This window comes from Shewanella sp. 10B, from assembly GCF_023475885.1.
Lineage (GTDB): Bacteria > Pseudomonadota > Gammaproteobacteria > Enterobacterales > Shewanellaceae > Shewanella > Shewanella mangrovisoli.
Genome location: NZ_JAMDJO010000001.1, coordinates 209240 through 229572 on the forward strand (window position 1 = coordinate 209240; position 20333 = coordinate 229572).

The following is a 20333-nucleotide window of genomic DNA, read 5'->3' on the forward strand; positions in this document are numbered from 1 at the left end:
ACAGTATTTTGCACTTTGTAGCAGAAAAATGGCGGGCGCGGAGTATAGCAAAATTTTCGGTTAAAACCTGTACTTTTTAACCCTTTGGGATTTTATAACAATCTGTAAGCGGTTTTAGATGTGGTTGAAATTGTTGAGGGGCAAACCTAGAGGGAGAGTATCGCGCCATCATCTTAGCTGATAATGGCGCGACGGGAGTACTAACCAAAGGCGCGGCGTAGACCGAGGGCCTTTTCGGCATTGTGTTTTAAATGATTCGCGGCATCACCAATTTGATGGGTGGCGGCGAGGTTTTCGCTGCTGGTTTGGGTGATGGAGTGAATGTTGTTAGTGATTTCATGCACCACTTGGCGCTGCTGATCGGCGGCCACCGCGTTTTGCTGGGCAAAGGTGTGGATCTCACTCACCTCTTGGTAAATGGTGTTCACGTTCTCAGCAGAAGTTTGAATATCGTTAGCACATAGCTCGGCATGCTGACGGCTCTGCTCCATCTCCTTCGCCCAGGCATTTAGCATGCTGAACATCTTGTCGACGCTCTGGGAAATACTGTTAGTCGACAATTGGGTACGGCTCGATAGCGCGCGTACTTCGTCGGCGACAACCGCAAACCCACGGCCTTGCTCGCCTGCGCGAGCCGCCTCAATCGCGGCGTTGAGCGCGAGCAAGTTAGTCTGCTCGGCAATCGAGTCAATCTCACCCATGGCGCTGGCCACCCGTTCGGCTTCCTTATTGAGTTGATGGGCATTATTGGCGGCATCGGCCACGGATTTGGCTAATTGCTCAACCTTTTGGGTGTTGGCCTTCATATTGGCGCTGCTTTTGAGGCAGAGATCGTAGGCGGTGTTGATACTGGTCGAGGTCAGTTGAGTATTTTGTGCAACCTCGGCAATGGTTGAGCTCATTTCTTCCATCGCACTGGCGAGTTGTTCTAGCTGGTTTTTCTCTTGATCTAGGCTGACATAGGTTTGTTCTGTCGTCACCACCAGCTGATCGGCAATCGCATGTAAGTGGTGGGCCTGATCTTGGGTGCGACCAAGTACGCCGTTCATCTTGGCTTGCAATAGGATCAATTGGAAATCGAGAATCGATGAGGTATCGGCGCCCGAGTAGATATAGCGGCTGATAGAGTCATATTTCTCCTGCATTTCAACAAGTTTGGCTGGAATGCGAAAGGCCTCATCATAGAAGATCGCCAGATTGAGGCTCATCAGAATCGCCCCTGCGAAAATCACTCCCCAACCCCAAAAGTAACCCGCAATCAGTAAACCTGTTGTCGCGACGACGGCAGAGACAAAACGTTTTTGCATTAAGCTGAGTGGTTTAGGGATGGGTTTATTTTGTATTAGCCTGCGATAGATATCCGTGGCTTTGCTGACATAGGCCGCCTGCGGCTGAATACGCACCGACTGATAACCAATGATAGTCCCATTCTCAAACAGGGGAGAAACAAAGGCATCGACCCAATAGAAACCGCCATTCTTACAGCGGTTTTTGACTATGCCTCGCCAGGATTGGCCGGATTTAAGCTTTTCCCACATCTCTTTAAAGGCGGCACTGGGCATATCTGGGTGACGCACCTTGTTATGAGGCTGGCCGATCAATTCTTCGGGCTTATAACCCGAGACTTCGGCAAAGCGTTGATTAACGTAGGTAATAATCCCACGGGTATCTGTGGTAGAAATCAATTCGTCTTGCGGTGTGAGGCGGACTTCCTGTGCGTTACTGTGGAGTTGGCTGGTTTTACTGCGGCTAGGGTTACTCTGGCTCATTTAGTGTGTCCATTCAGGGCCGATACGACTTTTTGGGTAAATGTAACTGGTAAAACGGGTGCCAGCTCTCATTGGAGTCGGCTTATTATGTGATAATGGTATCATTTTTGTGTGGGTATTGGAGAGCGGTTTTTAGCTTTACCCGCAACAAAAGTAATGATTTTTAAATTTTGTAAGTTTCTGCAAATATTGCATTTTTAATTCGCTTTCAAACGAGTGTTTATCCTGTTTAAAAGCAAATTTCAGAGTTTTGTATAAGGTCTGTTTTTAGCTTATGCCGGGCTAAAGCGGTTATAAGTTCATTTGCCTAAATAGTGGTAGGAGCTTAGGTGAAAAACACCAGCCTGACTATTGGACTAATGTCGTGATTTAGCTTGTCAGAACAGTAACATCATAGGTGGAACGGGTCTTGACGCGACTCTCAATAAAAAGCCCAAGCATTGGCTTGGGCTTTAGTTTTGTGCCACTTAACGTTAGATGGCTTTTGTGACCTTTGTCAGCCACTCAAGCTCACTGCCCGACATTAAGGGCGATAAGGTGTTAAACACTTTCTGATGGTAAGCATTAAACCAGTCGATTTCGCCTTGGGTTAACAGGCTCTTATCGATAAGGCGAGCATCCATTGGGATCAGCGTTAAGGCATCGAATTCATACATTTCACGCTCGGCGCCCTTTAAGGCTTCACAGTGTTGCACTACCACTAGGTTTTCTAAGCGGATCCCAAAACTGTCGGCGCGGTAATAACCTGGCTCGTTGGATAACACCATGCCAGGCATTAGGGCGATGGCATTGAGGTTTTTACCGATGCGCTGCGGGCCTTCGTGCACGCTGAGGAAATGACCTACGCCGTGGCCTGTGCCGTGGTCGTAATCAAACCCATGTTGCCACAGATATTGGCGGGCGAAGGCATCGAGTTGTTGCCCCGTAGTGCCTTTCGGATAGCGAGCCTGATCTAAGGCGATATGGCCTTTTAATACCAAGGTGACCATTTTCTTCTGTTCATCGGTCACTTTACCAATGGCGATGGTGCGAGTGACATCCGTGGTGCCGTCCAGATACTGAGCGCCAGAATCTACAAGGTAGATGCTGTCCATCGTCATCATGGCTGGCGTGCCATTGTTATGGTTGTAGTGGCACATGGCCGCATTGGCGCCAGCGGCGGAAATGGTATCGAAACTTGGCTCGCGATACAGTGGATCTTCGAGACGGAAGCTCTCTAACTTGTCGGCAAGGGTTGCTTCATCATGCAGACGATTGGCGGCGACTTCGGCATCGAGCCAAGCGAGGAAACGACTCACGGCCACACCATCACGGATATGGCTGGCGCGCATGCCTGCTAATTCTGCGGCATTCTTCTGTGCCTTAGGCAGGGAGACGGGATCAATACCGGCAATTAACTTGGCGCCTGCATCGCGGGCGAGATTTTGTGCCCAAGCGTTGGCAGAGTTCGGATCGGCGAGCAGTTTCACGCCCTGTAAGCTTGCCAAGGTATCGGCAAGTGCAGCTTCGCTCTTAAAGCTCACACCTGTACCAACGTGTTCCTCAATGCCTTCAGGGAGTTTGTTCAAATCCGTAAATAGCTGCATATCGCCATTGGCGTGAAGTAGCGCGCAGCCGAGCACGACCGGCAGTCGCGGCACGTCATTACCACGGATATTGAGTAGCCAACAGAAGGAGTCTAAAGCGGCGATCAGCGCGACATCGGCGCCCGCTTTTTTGACTAGTGCGCCAATCTCGGTTCGTTTTTGCAGGCTAGTTTTACCCGCACTCTCATTACTAAATAGCGTGATAGCTGCGCTCGATGGTGCAGGTCGATTTTGCCAGTGCTTATCAATCGGATTCTGTTCGACGGCAACCAGTTCAATTTGAGCTTTCGCTAAGGTCGCTTTGGCGTTTTCAAACCACGCTAAGGTGTGTAAACGGGCATCGAAGCCCACACGTGAACCAGCGGCAAGCGTATCGCATAGCCATTCGATTTGTGGTGTGTCGGTCAGGCTTTCATAACTAAAGAGATTTGCATCAACCTGCAGACGCACTTGCACCGTATAACGACCATCGGTAAAGATGGCGGCTTTGTCTTTTAAGACAATGGCCATGCCCGCTGAGCCAGTAAAATCCGTTGCCCAGTACAGACGCTCGTTATGCTCAGGCACATATTCGCCCAAGTATTCATCCGCGCGCGGGATGATAAAGGCATCTAAATTGGCATTGGCGAGTTCACTACGAATGGCGGCAAGACGGTTAGCAATCTTATTAGGTTGTTGGGATGATGACGATTCTAACGACATAGGGGCTCCAAATATTGGCATTGGCGGCTGACGTAGGCGACCAAATTATAATGCGTAATGCTGGCGAAAAGGATGCGAATTGGCGGCGATTATCGCAAGCTCAATGGCTAAGATGCAAGGGGATGGAATAAAGGATTTTGTATACAATTTTGTTTTTGAAGCATCACTTTGCAGTAACAAGGGCTGTGATCTTAGGCGAATTCTCAAATTGAAATGTTATCTTTATCACTCAGTCCTTCCGACTAATTCTTACAAATTAGCTACTTAAGTTTTATTCAATCGCTAATATTGGCCCATTATGCTAACATTCGCCATCTCCGCTCGGGGTCAGAGGGGAGCACATGTATCAGTGGAGTTGGCGATGCAAACATTAACAATAGACGTGGGCGGTAGCAAAGCCCTGTTCGAACTTCAACTCAAGGGGCATACAGAACAATATAAAATCCCCACGGGTGAAGGCTTTAAAATTGAAGATTTAAATGATCAAATCGCGGCGCTGGAACGGGATTATGATTTACAGAATTACCATTTAGCGATCGCTGTACCTGGACTCGTACAACAGAATCGTTTGGTGTCCTGTAAATCTTTGCCCGGTCTCAATGGGCTAAGCTTTGAAACCTTGAAAACCCAAGGCGAACTTAAGTTTATCTGCAATGATATCGACGCCGGTATGCAGGCAACCTGTGATGAAAAATATGCCTGTGAGTTGTTAGTCATGTGCGGCACTGGGATTGGCATGTCGATCGCGTTGAGTGGCAAGGCTTTTACGGGGGCCACGGGAGTCGCGGGGGAGCTTGGGCATTGCCGGGTGATGACGGAGGCGGGGGAGTTTAGTCTTGAGCAGCTCGCCAGCGGCGATTCTATCCGCAGCCGTAAGATTGCTACCGCCGATGATTTATATCTCGCCGGTACTTATCTGGGGATGGGGCTCGCGTGGGCGGTCAATCTGTTTAATCCTAATCGGATCTGGTTAGCGGGTGGCATGATGAACAGCGCGCCGTACTACAAGGGTTGTCTCGATAGTTTAAGACGCATGGCCCTCAGTGCACCGTTAGCCGAAATGAAGATTAATCGTGTCGATGATATGGAGACCTTAGTCTGCCGTGGCTTATCGGTGATCTTGGCAAGGGATTACTCGAAGGACGCCGCCTAACGGCATTCGATTGAGGTGCGAATAGGCCAAGATTGAGGCGTGATAGGTTCGTTCCGGCTATCAATCTTGGCTTGCTGACGCTGATATTGATTCAGATATTGGCTCAGATATTGGCTCAGATATTGATTCTGATTGGGTCGAGAACAACAGCATGCGGCCATCGGATTTGTGTGTTTGCAGCGCACTCTGCATATCACCTTGTTCGATGACCGCATTTTTGTTTGCACGAGTTATCGAGCGGCGTCCTGCATAACCGCTTTCTTAAGACTTTCGATTTATTTTTATTGTCTCTCCTATTGGCTAGGTGAGTCGATGATACGACTCTATGGTTTAAGCAATCCTTTTAAATACAATTTATTGCTTATTTTTTGTACTCAATGGTTCTACTTTTCTTTAAAGCCAATCCTGCGTTGATAATCGGTACAACGGCCCGTTTGTTAATATTTAGTTGCAATTTAACACTATCGCGGCATATGCTAATTAACGTAATGACAACGTTGTCATTAGTGTGAAAGGCAAACCAATCGAAAGATTGGGACGCAAAGCCTCCGGTCTAAGGGTTCGTTTGTACCTATGATAGCGGGGATACCACAGGTTGTTTCTTCATGCTGCCGTTGTACGCACATGGTTTTAAGAGTGTTGTTTCCTGTCTACGCTTTGTTTGCCTTATTGATGCATAACTTACTCAATAGGGAAATCTCATGTTTAAGACTCAAATCTCCACCTCGGCGATGCTGGTGGCCTCGGTGCTGGCCTCTGCTGCCAGTTTTCAAGCCTTTGCAGCGCTCCCCGGTAAACCGACATTAGGTTGGGGGGAAACCAAGTTTGCCATTATCGAGGTGAATCAAGCCGCCTCAGCCTATAACCAATTAGTGACGGTTAAAGATGCCGCCGATGTGTCCGTGACGTGGAACTTGTATAACGGCGACATCGGCAATAAGGCGCAGGTGTTACTCGATGGAAATGTGGCATGGGAAGGTCCATCGAGTGCGGCGGGGACGGCCAATTTCAAGGTCAATAAGGGCGGGCGCTATCAAATGCGCGTGCAGCTTTGTAATAACGAAGGTTGTAGTGCCAGTGATGCGAGGGAAATCTTAGTCGCCGATACCGATGGCAGCCATTTACTGCCACTCAATGCGCCTTTGAAGGAAAACAATCGTCCCTATGCGAATAAATCCGGCAAAGTGGTGGGAAGTTACTTTGTGGAGTGGGGTGTTTATGGACGTAAATTCCCCGTCGATAAGATCCCAGCACAAAACTTAACCCATATTTTATATGGCTTTACCCCGATTTGTGGCGGCAATGGCATCAACGACAGCTTAAAGGAAATCGAAGGTAGCTTTGAGGCATTGCAGCGCGCCTGTGCTGGCCGTGCCGATTTTAAAGTAGCGATTCACGACCCTTGGGCGGCGGTACAAATGCCGCAGGCGGGGGTGAGTGAGTATTCCGATCCCTACAAAGGCAACTTTGGCCAATTGATGGCGTTAAAACAAGCCTATCCCGATTTGAAGATCCTCCCCTCCGTTGGTGGCTGGACGCTCTCGGATCCCTTCTACTTTTTAGGAGATAAAACCAAGCGCGATACCTTTGTCGCCTCAGTGAAGGAGTTTTTACAAACCTGGAAGTTCTTCGATGGTGTCGATATCGACTGGGAATTCCCCGGAGGCAGTGGCGCTAACCCAAGTTTAGGGAATGCCAATGATGGGGAAACCTATGTCACCCTGATGCGTGAACTGCGGGCGATGCTCGATGAACTCAGCGCCGAAACCGGACGCAGCTATGAGTTGACCTCGGCCATCAGTGCGGGCGGCGATAAGATTGCTAAGGTCGATTATCAGGCGGCGCAGCAATATATGGATTACATCTTCCTGATGAGTTACGACTTTAATGGTGGCTGGACCAATACTGAGCTTGGACATCAAACCAATCTCTATGAGGCGAGCTGGGATCCTAATACCCGTTACACCACGGACAAAGGCGTAAAAGCGTTGCTCTCTCAAGGGGTGACGCCGGGTAAGATTGTGGTCGGCGCCGCTATGTACGGCCGCGGCTGGACTGGGGTGAATGGTTATAGCGGTAACAATCCTTTCACGGGCACCGCCACGGGCAAAGTGAAGGGCACTTGGGAAGCGGGCCTGGTGGATTATCGCCAGATTGCTAAGGATTATATGGGGGCAGGTTGGAGCTATGCCTATGATGAAACCGCCGAAGCGCCATCGGTCTTTAATGCATCAACGGGCGATTTAATTACCTTCGACGATGCGCGCTCTGTTAAAGCCAAGGGCCAATACGTGCTGGCCAATCAGCTCGGTGGTCTGTTCGCCTGGGAAATTGACGCCGATAATGGCGACATACTCAATGCCATGCACGAAGGCCTAGGCCATGGTGAGGGCACCACGCCACCTGCGAACAAAGCGCCGATAGCCAATGCGGGAGCAGATATCACGGTAACGGGCACTGCGGATGTCACGCTAAATGGTAGCGCGTCGCGGGATCCTGAAAATGGTGCCTTGAGTTATCAATGGAGCCAAGTCTCGGGCCCAAGCTTAAGTATCAGAAATGCGGATATGGCCAATGCTCTGGTGCAACTGAGTGAGGCGGCGTCGGATGTGGTGTATGTGTTTAGTCTGCAAGTCACAGATCCCGAAGGATTATCTTCAACCGATACAGTGACTTTAACCCATAAGGCCGAGACGACAAACCAAGCGCCTGTGGTAACTGTACCAGCGAGTGTGACGGTTGAAGCGGGGCAATCGGTGAGCATCAATGCGACGGCGACTGACGCCGATGGCGACAGCCTCACCTACGTATGGACAGTGCCCAGCGGCGTGGCGGCGAGTGGACAAAACAGTGCCACACTGGTGGTGACGGCGCCGACGGTTACTCAGTCGACCCAATACAGTTTGAGTGTATTGGTCTCCGATGGCGCCTTAGATGCCAGTGCTGCCTTGACCTTAACCGTGACGCCTAAGGCGACGGGCGGTCAATGTGATGCAACTGACCCCAATGCGGCCAACTATCCTGCCTGGAATGCGACAAGCATTTACAACACGGGTGATACCGTGAGTTATAACCAACTGGTTTGGAAGGCAAAATACTGGACTCAAGGTAACACACCATCAAGAACCGCCGACCAATGGCAATTGCTGAGTCAGGTTGAGTTAGGCTGGGATGCGGGCGTTGCCTATAACGGCGGTGCAACCACCAGCTATAACGGTCGTCAGTGGCAAGCCAAATACTGGACCAAGGGAGATGTCCCTGGGGTTGCTGCGGTATGGACGGATATTGGCGCGGCGTCTTGCCCTTAGTCGATAGGGATTAAAGACATTAAAAAAGCCCTGCAATGCAGGGCTTTTTATTAAGAATTACAGCGTCAGATTAATTAATCTTTAGCAGCTCAACATCAAAAATCAGTACCGAACCGCCGCCAATTTTGCCAGTGCTGCGGTTGCCATAGGCCAGTTCGCTTGGAATAAAGAAGCGATACTTGTCGCCCTCGACCATCAGTTGCACGCCTTCAGTCCAGCCTTTAATCACGCGATTAAGTGGGAAAGCAATGGGTTCACCGCGCTCGACTGAGCTATCGAACACAGTGCCACCAATTAAGGTGCTGCTAAAAACACAACTACAGTTTTTTATATGACTTATTCTGCAATGTTAAATCTTCTGTAAAAATATGATTAGAATCCAAAAACTAATTCTTCTAATATTGGTTTTTGTATGTCTGGGTCAACTTGTTGTAACGCTTCAAACGCTAATTGGATTTCACGGAAAATAGGATCGTCTTTCTTTGAGTCAAGTTTAGGTCCAAGTTCAATATAAGTATTTGCTTTATCATGTAAGTAATAAGTTTCTATACCATTTTTAACATCAGTAGTAGTAACGAAATCATTTGTTGCAAGCAAAAATTCATACCAATATTTGTGTTCTTTGGGGTCAGGAAGTTCGTCAGCACTCCATGCTGATATGATATTTGAGTCGAACAAAGTTGCTAGCCAATTTGGGAAACTTCTAGCTTTAGCTATTAACTCAATCTTGCTAATTTTATCCTCTACTTGTTCGGTATCAGTTGTTCTAAGTAATACCTTGATTAACTCTTCAGATTTCTTCGCAGCTATTGTCAGATCATCAATTAACCTATTGGTTATTTTGGCATTACCGTTTCTGGTTCTTTCCGCGAGCAAGTCATACATCATACCTGCCCACTGTTTCTTCAAATATGTTTCCATATCAGAAAAATCGTTGAATGAAACTATTGCATTGTTAAGGCTATTTTTTCTAACTTCGTCAATGAAACCAAAGATTTTGATGTTATCTATGCTTGGATAGGTGATTTTTTCGTAGAAATCAGGGTTGCTTATTTTGTTGGATAAGTATGTGTAATGGTCGGAATACACTGCACTTTCAACCAATGCAAAAATTGGCGTTTTATTTTTAACCGCTTCACGATATTCGTTGTTAGTGATAGAGCCTTCTTTATCTTTATGTTCACCACCATAACGCCCACCTATGATTAAGATAAACAGTTGGCAAGTTGAGACTTCCGCAAGGCAAGCATCATGTGTGTTCTTATCGACACTGTAGTAAACATCACCATCATCGGATAGAACAGGCTCGTAACCTATAGTTTTAACAAAGTATTTCAGATTTTCTCTGATGTGCTTTAAGTCGTAACAGGTGGAGCTGATGAATACTCTGGGAATGGCCAATGTGCAATCCTTTACAACTGAAGTCTAAAAATATCGAGGTGAATAGGGTTATGTTTAAACTATTGGCGAGAGGTGTCAACAATTGTTTGAAGTGAATAAGAGCTAAGTGGCTTATAGTACAGGCTAAATTGATAAATTATCCGTTCGGATTAACTTATTAAGTCAAATAAAAAGGCCCCCGTTGAGATTGGAGGCCTCCATTTGTAGAGCATACATTTAGTTAATCTTGATTAGCTCAACATCAAAAATCAGTACCGAACCGCCGCCAATTTTGCCAGTGCTGCGGTTGCCATATGCCAGTTCGCTTGGAATAAAGAAGCGGTACTTATCGCCTTCGACCATCAGTTGCACGCCTTCAGTCCAGCCTTTAATCACGCGATTGAGTGGGAAAGCAATGGGTTCACCGCGCTCGACCGAGCTATCGAACACAGTGCCATCAATTAAGGTGCCGTGGTAATGCACAGTCACTGTATCACTCGCCTTAGGATGAACCGTGCCAGTGCCTTGCTGTAACACTTGATATTGCAATCCCGAGGCGGTGGTTTTCACCCCTTCTTGGTTTTTGTTTTGCGCTAAAAACTCATTACCTAAACGGATATTTTCTTGGGCCGCTTTTTGGTTATTCATCGAGGTAAAGAAGTAAAAAATCACCCCAGCAATCACAACAACGGCAAGTAACATTTTCATTTTAAGGAGCACCTCAGTCAATTTTGGCCATGTTATCAGTTTTTTAGCCGAAGTGGCTAGCGCCTCGGTTTGGCGCGGTACTGGATGATCCGCGTTACATTTTCTCACTTTTTAAAATGGCTAAAGGCTTTATCCCGTTTTAGAGATCGCTTAACCTGTGGCATTAGACTCTACAAAAACTCAATAAAAACAGATAAGAAGAATAAACAAGGACAGTCTTATGTTAACCAAAGCGGCAAAACCTCTGGTCAAACTCGTCGACCGTTATTTACCCGACCCTTATATCTTTGTCTTGCTCTTAACCTTAGTGGTGTTGATTTCGGCCGTGGTGGCTGAGCAGAAAACCCCACTCGAAGTCATCAATTACTGGGGCGATGGCTTTTGGGCACTGCTGAGTTTTTCGATGCAGATGCTATTAGTGCTGGTGGCGGGATTTATGCTCGCCAGCTCGCCACCGATTAAGAAATTACTCGATGGCATCGCTGGATTCGCTAAGTCGGCGCCACAGGCGATTATCTTAGTAACACTGGTTTCACTCGCCGCCAGTTGGATTAACTGGGGATTTGGTTTAGTGGTCGGCGCCTTATTCGCGAAGGCCTTAGCGCGTAAAGTTCGTGTGGATTACCGTTTATTGGTCGCCAGTGCTTACTCGGGATTTGTGGTTTGGCATGGCGGCTTAGCGGGCTCGATTCCGCTAACCATTGCCACGGCGGGGCATTTCTCTGAATCACAAATCGGTATTATCCCCACCAGCGAGACCATCTTCGCGAGCTTTAACCTGCTGTTAGTGCTGATTTTGTTTGTGGTGATGCCTCTGGTAAACCGCTTTATGCTGCCCGAAGAGAAAGACGGTGTCTATGTCGATCCTAAGGCTCTTGAGGATGGGGCCGCAGACGATAACGCGGCGCAGTTAACGGCCAATACGACGACTCGCCCTGCGGATAAATTAGAAAACAGTCGCTTGCTCGGTTGGAGCGTGGGCGGCGCGGGACTCGTTTACTTAGGCTACTACTTTGCTGTGCAGGGCGGCAGCTTAAACCTTAACCTAGTCAACTTCTTATTTTTATTTCTCGCCATCGTGCTGCATCAAACGCCACGCAGTTTATTGCTGAGTCTCAACGAAGCCATCAAAGGCGGCGCGGGTATCGTTATCCAGTTTCCTTTTTACGCTGGCATTATGGCGGTGATGGTGCAATCGGGATTAGCCCAGAGTATTTCCGAAGGTTTTGTGGCCATCGCCAGCGCCGAAAGCCTGCCATTTTGGAGCTTTATCAGTGCCGGGATTGTGAATATTTTCGTACCTTCGGGGGGCGGACAATGGGCGGTGCAGGCGCCGATAATGTTGCCCGCCGCCGAAGCCTTGGGTGCCGATGTGGCACGTGTTGCTATGGCCGTGGCTTGGGGTGATGCGTGGACCAATCTTATCCAGCCTTTCTGGGCGTTGCCAGTGCTAGCGATCGCCGGATTAAAGGCGAGGGATATCATGGGGTTCTGTTTAATGCAGTTGCTGATCACCGGGGTGATTATCAGTATCGCCCTAAGCTGGTTTTAAGCGAATACTTACGGTTTTTGATAAAGGGCAATCTCACTTGCCCTTTATTTTTATCCTCTTCTTTATTCTCTTCTGTATCCAGTTCATGCCCAAATATGTAAAACGCTTAGGTTTTAATGTTTTGACACAGTTTAAAACCATTTCTGCGGATAGGGGCGTCGACACAGCAGATTATGATACAGCCAGCCAAAGGACAGGATCAGCACTAGACCACTGGCGACTGGCGAATATAAAAAATCCCACCCTTGCGCGGTCAGCATAATAACCAGCGGATTTGCTCCTGCAGGAGGATGCACTGTGTGGGTCAGCATCATCAATGCGATTCCCGCCCCTACGGCTAATCCTAAGCTTAGCGGTGAGACGCCTACACTGTGGAGGATGATAAGTCCCATCAGACTGGTCAGTAAGTGGCCGCAGACAATGTTTCTTGGCTGCGCCAATGGGCTATCGGGAAGGGCAAATAAAATCACCATAGTGGCACCAAAGGGGGCCATCAGCCACAACAGCTGCGAACTCATTTGCTCCAAGCTTGCTAGGGCACTGATACATAACATGGCGCCTATGCCGGCGAGCAGTGCTGGTTTTAATTGTTGTTGGCTTATCACTTTCATTGTGTGTCCTTTGAGCCCAACTTGGCTATCGCGCAAGGGCTGTGGTTTATATGGTGAATATCAATGGCTGCGGCTTGGGGAGGACAGTGTTGGGTTGCCCGTTGACTCCATCCAGGTGGCCGCGTTGCACTTAATTGTGTTGAATCTTCAATAGGTAGACCAATCTGTCTACTTGTTATCATTGCACAGGTAGACTGAGTTGTCTACCTGTGAGAAGATACGCTTAAATCCTAATTGCAGAGGAAGGCGATATGCCACAACTGGAAGTCTTGTCAGATATGCCCTTAGATAAACGTCAACAGCTCATCAGCACGGCATTTAAACTGTTTTATTTTCAGAGCGTACATGGGGTGGGTATTAACCAGATTTTGCAGGAGTCGGCGATTGCCAAAAAAACCTTGTACCATCATTTTGCGAGTAAGGATGAGTTGGTCGAAGCCGTGGTCCTGTACCGCGATCAAGTGTTTTATCAATGGTTAAGCGAGCGAGTACAGGCGGCCGAGGTGGGTAAGGCGGGGATCCGCGCGTTATTTATGGCGCTCGATGATTGGTTTAATCAAAGAGTGCCGCAGTTGTGTGAGTTTCGGGGCTGTTTTTTTATCAATGTGAGTGCCGAATTTACCGATGCTAGCCATCCAGTGCATCGTTTATGTGCCGAGCATAAACAGCGGGTGGCAGATTTAATCGGTCGGCAAGTGGCGGCCTTGGGCTTGTCCGAGGCAAAAGCGGCTTATCTTGTCGATACCCTATGCCTATTGAAGGAAGGCGCTATAGTATCGGCGCAGCTACGCGGTGACACAGGTGCCGCTATGCAGGCATTAAAAGTTGTCGAGCAATTGATTGAAATAGAAACACATTAGCGTGACGGTTAAATCAATCTATCCATGAAACCCGTTTGGATCCCATAACCCAGCAGGGCTAAGTTGGTCACGACCGTGAGCCAAAACAATTGACGAAAGGCGGCTTTGACCGATTTATGCCGTAGTAAATGCTGGGCAAACAGTGCGCCGGGCCAACCACCGAGGAGAGACATTAGATGCAGGGTGCTTTCCTTGGTGCGCCAGCGACCTTTTCGCGCCGCCGATTTGTCGAAGGCGTAGGCGATAAAGGTGCATAAACTCAGCAGCAGGTATAAACCCACAATCGCGAGTGGCAGCATATGCCACCAAGCGGCGCCGATTAACATCGCCAGAAAAACCAGTGCTAATAATAAAGGCATCGAACTCTGATGCGAGCGCGCGGCTCTGGGTTTTGCCACTTTTGATTTCGTGACTCTTGGTTCTGTGGCTCTTGGTTTTGCCACTTTTGATTTCGCAACTCTTGGTTCTGTGGCTCTAGATTGAGTCACTCTTCGCTGATTCACTCTTTGTTGAGTCGCTCTTCGTTCATGTACTGGAGCGGACGGCGTTTTACTGGCTCTTTTGTTGTTCATTGTTTGGGTTCAAATGGCTACTAGCGTTGATGGACTTAAAGGCAAGCTGGCGCCAGAGTTTTTCGAGCGGTCCTTGGTGAAAGTAGCGTAAATACAAGCTTGCGAGTAGCAATTGCAGCAGCGAGTAACCCAGCGCTATCGCCATATAACCGCCCCTATCGAGGGTTAATAGTAACTCGGGAGCAAAGTGGCGAAAGATAAACACACCGACAATGGATTGCAATATATACAGGCTAAAGGCGAGTTTGCCGACATTTTGCAAAGGCCTTAACACTGTCGAGCGATTTTGGCAGATTTTAACCAATATATGGACATAAATCAGTGCGGTAGGGATAGCACTTAGCATGACTATGATGTCCGAAAACATCACCAATGTTGGGTTTTGAGTTAAGCTCAGCAGGGTATCTAGGGCGGAGAGCGCTAAGCTGGCTAAAACCAGCTTGATTAAGGTGTTTTGCTCAAATCCCTGCTCGAAGCTACCTTGGCGATAGAGCGCCATTCCGAGCAGCATCAGTCCGCCCGTAAACCACATTAAGGTGAAGGGAATGACCAGCGCCATGTAACCGACCTGCATGACATGCAGAAGCAGTTGATTGGCATAACCCGATGTCCAAGCGCTGTATTGTTCGGTGAATAAGGGCGATTCGCGGGTAAAGAGTTCGTCACTGCCCATGATGCTGATTAAGCAGATAACCACTAACGAGCTGAAAATAAAAATATTGGCCTTACGTTTTAACTCGGCGATGCTGGCATCTCGATAGCAGAGTGCTAAAAAGCCGCTGATCCCATAGGTCAGTAAAATATCACCGGGCCAGATAATGATGCCGTGGATCAGGCCAAAGACAATCAACCATTTCAAGCGTGAGCGCAGCAGTGAATAGGCCGCTAAGCCTTTATCGCTAAATCGTTGGTACTGAATATAAAGCCCAACGCCAAATAAGATGGAAAACAAGCTGATAAAGCGCCCTTCAATAAAGAAATTGCTAAAGGCTTCGAGCACTTGGTCTGTGAGCAATGGGATTTGATGGGGCGCATAGCCATAAAAGCTTATCCCCATAAAATAGATATTCATAAAAAATATCCCCAATACTGCTAGCCCGCGTATGGCATCGAGGTTGGCATTACGTTCAGTTGGGATAGGCTGATGGGGCGTGTGAGTCGAATCGACGGGATTTCCCCAAGGATCCTGGGCAGCTTGAGTGATAGATTTGATAGCAGGCATCCTTTTGCTATTGGGGATAATTAACCGAGTCAGCTCGGCGAGATTGAGTTAATAATACAAGGCGCTAGCTTAACAGGCGCTCAAACCAATGAACACTCAACTAATTAAAGCGTTGGGCGCGTGAACCGCTTTGAAAGATATTGGCTATTCGCCAATATCTTCGTTCCACAGTTGTGGCTTGGCGGCGATAAAATCGCGCATTAACTGTTTGCACTCATGATTGTCTACCACAGTCACCTCAACTCCGCGGGACTGCACATAGGCTTCAGGCCCTTGAAAGGTGACATTTTCACCGACCACCACCTTAGGGATGCCGTAGAGTAATATTGCCCCACTACACATATCGCAGGGGGAGAGAGTCGAATAAAGTGTGGCCTTTTGATAATCGGCGGCGGTTAGTCTGCCGGCATTTTCGAGGCAATCCATTTCGGCGTGCAGCACGGCGCTGCCTTGTTGCACGCGTTTGTTATGGCCGCGGGCGACAATTTTCCCGTCGATCACTAATACTGAACCAATGGGGATACCGCCTTCGGCTAATCCTTGTTTGGCCTCATCAATCGCGGCCTGTAAAAATTCATCCATTTTGAACCCCTGTCTTAGGTTGTTTGGCTTAGCATAGCAGCCTGCAAGCGTTGAGCAAGACAACCTAAGTGGTGATTTCGATTGATGATTAAGTTTGGGTTGATGTGCCTTGGCTTATTTCTGCGGCTTTTCTGAAATCCATAACTTGATATGCCCTTTTACGACCACCACGCCTTGGGTATCGTAGGCGGTAACTGGCACCAGCATATCGCCGGGCGTCCACTGCTCTGGGGTGACTTCGGCAACACATAAAATATCACTGCCCGCCTTGGCGGTGTAATCTAGGCTCATGCCCTTGGGGATCCAACGCAGGTGCGCTGGAATCGATGCTTCGGCCATCACGCCCATCGCCATTTCTAAGCCGTTACAGATGGCAATAACATGCACGGTTTTTATATGGTTATGAACGGCATGACGTTTTTTTATCAGGCAAGCACAGTGGTTAAGGCGCAATTCAGTGATCAGTGGTTTGATGGTGCCAAAATAAGGCGCCATGCGTGATACCATGATAGAGAAGATTTTTTGGCCAAAGGGCCAGCCTTGGGTTTTATGGTAAAGCGCGAGAACCTTATTGGGCTTAGCGTTTGGGGTTTGTGCGTTAGGGCTCATGGTTATCCTTCATCGGAGTGCAAACTTAAGGTGTTAGTCTTGGGCCGCTGATATTTTTAATGCTTAGCGACGTGCCTGTTTCTTTCTGGTCGGATGAGTGTAACATTGGGATAACATTAAATGCCAGTCGGCCGAATTAAGTAAACTTCATTTCGCGGTTTTTACGCTAACACCGTATAATCACGACAAATTTGTCATCAATGACACGTCATAATGATTTAACTACAAGGACTCACAGTGAAATATTTGCTGACCTATTTTAAGGGAATGGCCATGGGTGCCGCCGATGTGGTGCCTGGGGTTTCGGGTGGCACTATCGCCTTTATCACCGGGATTCTCGATACCCTGCTCGAAAGCGTTAAACGTATTAATCCGTCCCTTTGGAGCGTGATTAAATCGAAGGGGATTAAAGGCGCCTTTGAACATATCAATGGCGGATTTTTACTGAGCCTATTAGCGGGCATCCTAACCAGTATTTTTACCTTCGCTAAACTGATTTCTTGGTTGCTGGTGGCCCATCCCATTCCGATTTGGTCATTCTTCTTTGGCCTCATCATCATCTCTGTGGTGCACATGCTTAAGCAGGTGAGTGGTTTTACGCTGGCGCGTTTGGGATTATTCGCCTTAGGAGTTTTGGCTGCTTGGGTGATCACAGTGCTGAACCCTGTGTCGGTCGAGGCCAGCTATTTAAATATTTTCTTCGGCGGTGCGATTGCCATTTGTGCCATGGTATTACCGGGGATTTCGGGCAGTTTTATCTTATTATTGCTCGGCTTATATCCAGTGGTACTCGCGGCGGCAAAAAATATCCAAATCGATATCTTGGCCTGTTTTGCCGTTGGCGCTTTGCTGGGGATTTTAAGCTTTAGCCATTTACTCTCGGCCTTGCTGCGTAAATACCATGATGCGACCGTAGTGTTTCTCACGGGCTTGATGCTCGGCACCTTAGGTAAAATTTGGCCTTGGAAACAAACCTTAACTTGGCGTACTAACTCCCACGGTGAACAAGTGCCGCTATTGGAGCAAAATATTTCGCCGCTGAATTTTGAACAAGTGACGGGCCAACCTTCACAGCTGATGTTAGCTGTTGTGTGTATGTTGGCGGCCATTGCCTTAGTTTGGGGTTTAGAGAAGGTCGGCAAACGGGATTAAGCCAATCCTGTGGATGATATGAATAAAAGCAGCGATATTCGCTGCTTTTATGTTTTAAGGCCAATGGAATGTCCTCGACTTTTGGGCAATGTTATTTTGCTGGTCCGTTAAGTTACAATCGCGCCTCAGAGTGCACGCAGTCGATGTTGTGCATCCGTTTAAACTCAGTGAGAGTTTGCAGTTACGATAAGGATATAGTTGTGGAAAAAAAACAGGTCCCCTGGGTTGGCGTGGCGCTAGCCATTTTTGCCTTAGGTCATGTGGTTAACTTAATCATAGATAAACAAGATTCTGAAATATCCCCAGAGTTAAAGTAGCAAATTTCTGACACTATTCAGGCTCACAGAACACCCGCTTCAGCGAATAATGTCTTGATTCATGAGCCAAACACCCCTGAGATTGCTGAGACTTCGCCCAAAATCCCTATGCCTGCAGAATTAGCCGATGTGAGTCAAATCTACAGCAATCTCAATGCATTTGCGGCGCTCAAACGAGACGGCACTGTCGTCACATGGGGGGATGGCGAGTGTGGTGGCGATAGCAATAACGCCGCCGAGCCTCTACTTAATGTAAAACAACTGTATGCGGCAGAGGATACCTGCGGCTTTGCAGCATTAACCCATGACCACAAACTGATCCCTTGGGGAATGGGGGATGAAACTATGCCTTGGACTCGAGGAGTGAGACCTGTATTGCATGATGTGCGCGAATTTGTTGTGGCTAAGGGGCTCTATGCTGCCATTAAGCAAGATGGAAGTGTCGTCAGTTGGTCTTTTGAAGATGCATCAACTGCCGAGCTAGGCTCTGGTCAATACGCCGCGCCTGCGATGACGGGCGTCGTGTCTGTGTCTGTTAACCATGGCGCTTTTGCCGCCTTAAAACGGGATGAGACAGTAGTGACATGGGGGCAGGCGGATTACGGTGGCGATAGTCGCGAAGTCGCCTCAGCGCTTAACAATGTGAAACTCCTCTATGCTAACGATAATGCTTTTACCGCTATGACAGCGACGGGCAGATTGGTGTCGTGGGGTAAGGTCAGAGCGGAGCAAAAAGGTCGTGAGCAAGTGGCAAAGCTTAACCAGCTTGCGCCTGCCGTGAAAGTTGTTGCTTCCAAAAATGGTTTTGCAGCGCTGCTGGCTGACGGTAGTGTTTATGCGTGGGGGGAAGGGGAGTTAACTGAGTATGATGTGCCATTCCCTGCTCGTTTATCTCGCCCAAATCGCGCCAATAAAGTGATTGATATTTTTGCCAATAATGATGCGTTTGCCGCCTTAACCATCAGCCGTCAACTTATCGTTTGGGGCAGTAAATATGATGGTGCTGATACGACAGTCCTTAAAGATAAATTACAAAGCGTGCTTAAGGTTTATCCCTTTGATGAAGGATTTGTCGCGTTACGTAGGGATAATACGGCTATCGCTTGGGAAGGATGGGAATTGGCAGAAAACCAGCCGCGTTATCAAGAGGTCACTCAGGTGAGCAAAGTGGTGACCTATGAACGAGAGTTTGCCTTTTTAAAGCAAGATGGCACTGTGGTTGATGGCCACTCTGGTCCCAAAACTGACATTACTCAAGCAACGGATATTTTCCCTACGGGGTTAGGCTTTACGGTTAAACGCCAAGATGGCTCGATTGCAGTATGGATGCGGGAAGAGCCAGCAGTGACGCTAGATAAGCAAGCCGTTGATTTGAGCCACATGCGGGATATTCGCAGTAATTTACTGGATGTAATTGCCCTAATGGACGATGGCACGGTACAGGCTTGGGATGTAACAGGTAGAACGAGCAATGTGCTCTAAGCCAATGAGCAATCCCATTTGACGCTAGCAAGCTGATAAAAACAAAGGGCTAAGATGAACATCTTAGCCCTTTGTTTTTAAGCGAGGCTTTTCTCGCTTTCCGCCTGATTGGCTTTAATTTCACGCAAATAGCGGTAAATGGAATGCACTGAAATCCCCAATCGCGTGGCGGCCACTTGGGCGCTATCCTTGAGTTCGAAAATCCCTAACTCATGGAGTTGATTGACAATTTCGCGACTCTTTTGTGAAGGGGAAATCGCAGGATTGGCACGCACCTCGTGGTTAACACTATCGATAGTGCTGTGCAGCGCCTCATCAATATTGCGCGCAAACACCTCGGGCGAACTGGTCAATTCGCTGCCGAGGAGCTGCTCTGGCATCATAGTGCGCAGCACAGATTGCAGCGGCGCATCCATATCGGTATTGATACACAGCAACCCAATTGGCAGGTTTTTAGGATTACGGATCACTGTGGTTATCGAACGTAAGGTCTTACCGTTGGCACACTTGGTAAGGTAAGAGTTGGATATATCCTGACCCGTTTTGAGCTTAAGCAAGGCTAGGTTCGTGATGGGCGCACCGACCTCACGGCCAGTGACATGACCATTGGCAATTTTGATCACCGAAGGGTGCTTAGCATCTAAGCTGTGCAGCACGACTTCTGTATGTTGGCCATACATGGCGGCAATCCCATCGACGATATTTTCGATGGACTTGAGTATATCCAGATCGCTTTGGGTTAAGTCTTGCAATTTCACAATATTCTTA

15 protein-coding genes, 2 pseudogenes and 1 riboswitch are annotated in these 20333 nt (G+C 48.1%); of the genes and pseudogenes, 6 read left to right on the forward strand and 11 right to left on the reverse strand.

Annotated features, from left to right (window positions below):
• Positions 1–200: 200 nt before the first annotated feature.
• Entirely contained in the window at positions 201–1769 is a 1569-nt protein-coding gene (locus M0415_RS00915; RefSeq protein ID WP_249555970.1) for a methyl-accepting chemotaxis protein, read from the reverse strand.
• A gap of 473 nt (positions 1770–2242) precedes the next feature.
• The gene (locus M0415_RS00920; protein ID WP_249555969.1) at positions 2243–4057 is read right to left on the reverse strand and encodes an aminopeptidase P family protein; all 1815 of its coding nucleotides are present in this window, start codon (positions 4055–4057) and stop codon (positions 2243–2245) included.
• Positions 4058–4418: 361 nt separating this feature from the next.
• Between M0415_RS00920 and M0415_RS00925 the strand changes: the two genes are divergently transcribed.
• The gene (locus M0415_RS00925) at positions 4419–5210 is read left to right on the forward strand and encodes an ROK family protein (RefSeq protein ID WP_011717840.1); all 792 of its coding nucleotides are present in this window, start codon (positions 4419–4421) and stop codon (positions 5208–5210) included.
• Positions 5211–5714: 504 nt separating this feature from the next.
• Positions 5715–5803: riboswitch (cyclic di-GMP riboswitch) on the forward strand.
• A 108-nt stretch (positions 5804–5911) separates the two neighbouring features.
• Positions 5912–8518, forward strand: coding sequence for a glycosyl hydrolase family 18 protein (locus M0415_RS00930; protein ID WP_249555968.1), 2607 nt, complete (start codon positions 5912–5914; stop codon positions 8516–8518).
• A 70-nt stretch (positions 8519–8588) separates the two neighbouring features.
• Here M0415_RS00930 and M0415_RS00935 read toward each other — a convergent pair.
• From M0415_RS00935 to bamJ, 3 genes and pseudogenes are all read right to left on the reverse strand, one after another.
• Positions 8589–8828, reverse strand: a pseudogene (locus tag M0415_RS00935) (FKBP-type peptidyl-prolyl cis-trans isomerase); the annotation flags it as partial.
• A gap of 62 nt (positions 8829–8890) precedes the next feature.
• Entirely contained in the window at positions 8891–9919 is a 1029-nt protein-coding gene (locus M0415_RS00940; RefSeq protein ID WP_249555967.1) for a DUF4062 domain-containing protein, read from the reverse strand.
• A gap of 216 nt (positions 9920–10135) precedes the next feature.
• Positions 10136–10606 carry a BamJ family beta-barrel-assembly machinery protein gene (bamJ, locus tag M0415_RS00945; protein ID WP_088210532.1) on the reverse strand — a complete coding sequence of 157 codons (471 nt, stop codon included), beginning with the start codon at positions 10604–10606 and terminating at the stop codon, positions 10136–10138.
• 220 nt (positions 10607–10826) lie between these two features.
• Here bamJ and M0415_RS00950 point away from each other — a divergent pair, with 220 nt between their 5' ends.
• The gene (locus M0415_RS00950; protein WP_249555966.1) at positions 10827–12158 is read left to right on the forward strand and encodes a short-chain fatty acid transporter; all 1332 of its coding nucleotides are present in this window, start codon (positions 10827–10829) and stop codon (positions 12156–12158) included.
• A 131-nt stretch (positions 12159–12289) separates the two neighbouring features.
• Here the strand turns inward: M0415_RS00950 and M0415_RS00955 are convergent, their stop codons facing one another.
• Positions 12290–12769 carry an HPP family protein gene (locus M0415_RS00955; RefSeq protein WP_249555965.1) on the reverse strand — a complete coding sequence of 160 codons (480 nt, stop codon included), beginning with the start codon at positions 12767–12769 and terminating at the stop codon, positions 12290–12292.
• Positions 12770–13020: 251 nt separating this feature from the next.
• On the opposite strand from M0415_RS00955, the gene M0415_RS00960 reads away from it, so the two are divergent.
• A complete protein-coding gene (locus M0415_RS00960; protein WP_249555964.1) occupies positions 13021–13629 on the forward strand; it encodes a TetR/AcrR family transcriptional regulator in 609 nt (202 codons plus the stop codon).
• An 8-nt stretch (positions 13630–13637) separates the two neighbouring features.
• Here the strand turns inward: M0415_RS00960 and M0415_RS21505 are convergent, their stop codons facing one another.
• The 4 genes from M0415_RS21505 to M0415_RS00980 form a co-directional block, all read right to left on the reverse strand.
• Positions 13638–13988, reverse strand: a complete 351-nt coding sequence (locus tag M0415_RS21505) for a DUF1294 domain-containing protein (protein WP_425383132.1) — start codon at positions 13986–13988, stop codon at positions 13638–13640.
• Positions 13989–14178: 190 nt separating this feature from the next.
• On the reverse strand, positions 14179–15423 hold the full coding sequence (locus M0415_RS00970) for a DUF418 domain-containing protein (RefSeq protein ID WP_249555962.1): 1245 nt from the start codon (positions 15421–15423) through the stop codon (positions 14179–14181).
• Between the two features lie 144 nt (positions 15424–15567).
• Positions 15568–16005 (reverse strand): nucleoside deaminase, encoded by a 438-nt coding sequence (locus M0415_RS00975; protein ID WP_011623549.1) that lies wholly within the window; start codon positions 16003–16005, stop codon positions 15568–15570.
• A gap of 114 nt (positions 16006–16119) precedes the next feature.
• Entirely contained in the window at positions 16120–16614 is a 495-nt protein-coding gene (locus tag M0415_RS00980; protein WP_011717831.1) for a hotdog fold domain-containing protein, read from the reverse strand.
• A 237-nt stretch (positions 16615–16851) separates the two neighbouring features.
• On the opposite strand from M0415_RS00980, the gene M0415_RS00985 reads away from it, so the two are divergent.
• Together M0415_RS00985 and M0415_RS00990 are read left to right on the forward strand one after the other, a co-directional pair.
• Entirely contained in the window at positions 16852–17766 is a 915-nt protein-coding gene (locus M0415_RS00985) for a polyprenyl-phosphate transporter (protein ID WP_249555961.1), read from the forward strand.
• Between the two features lie 200 nt (positions 17767–17966).
• A pseudogene (locus tag M0415_RS00990) lies at positions 17967–19565 on the forward strand (RCC1 domain-containing protein).
• A 77-nt stretch (positions 19566–19642) separates the two neighbouring features.
• On the opposite strand, the gene M0415_RS00995 reads toward M0415_RS00990, so the two are convergent.
• Positions 19643–20323 carry a helix-turn-helix transcriptional regulator gene (locus M0415_RS00995; protein WP_086903341.1) on the reverse strand — a complete coding sequence of 227 codons (681 nt, stop codon included), beginning with the start codon at positions 20321–20323 and terminating at the stop codon, positions 19643–19645.
• Positions 20324–20333: the final 10 nt, after the last annotated feature.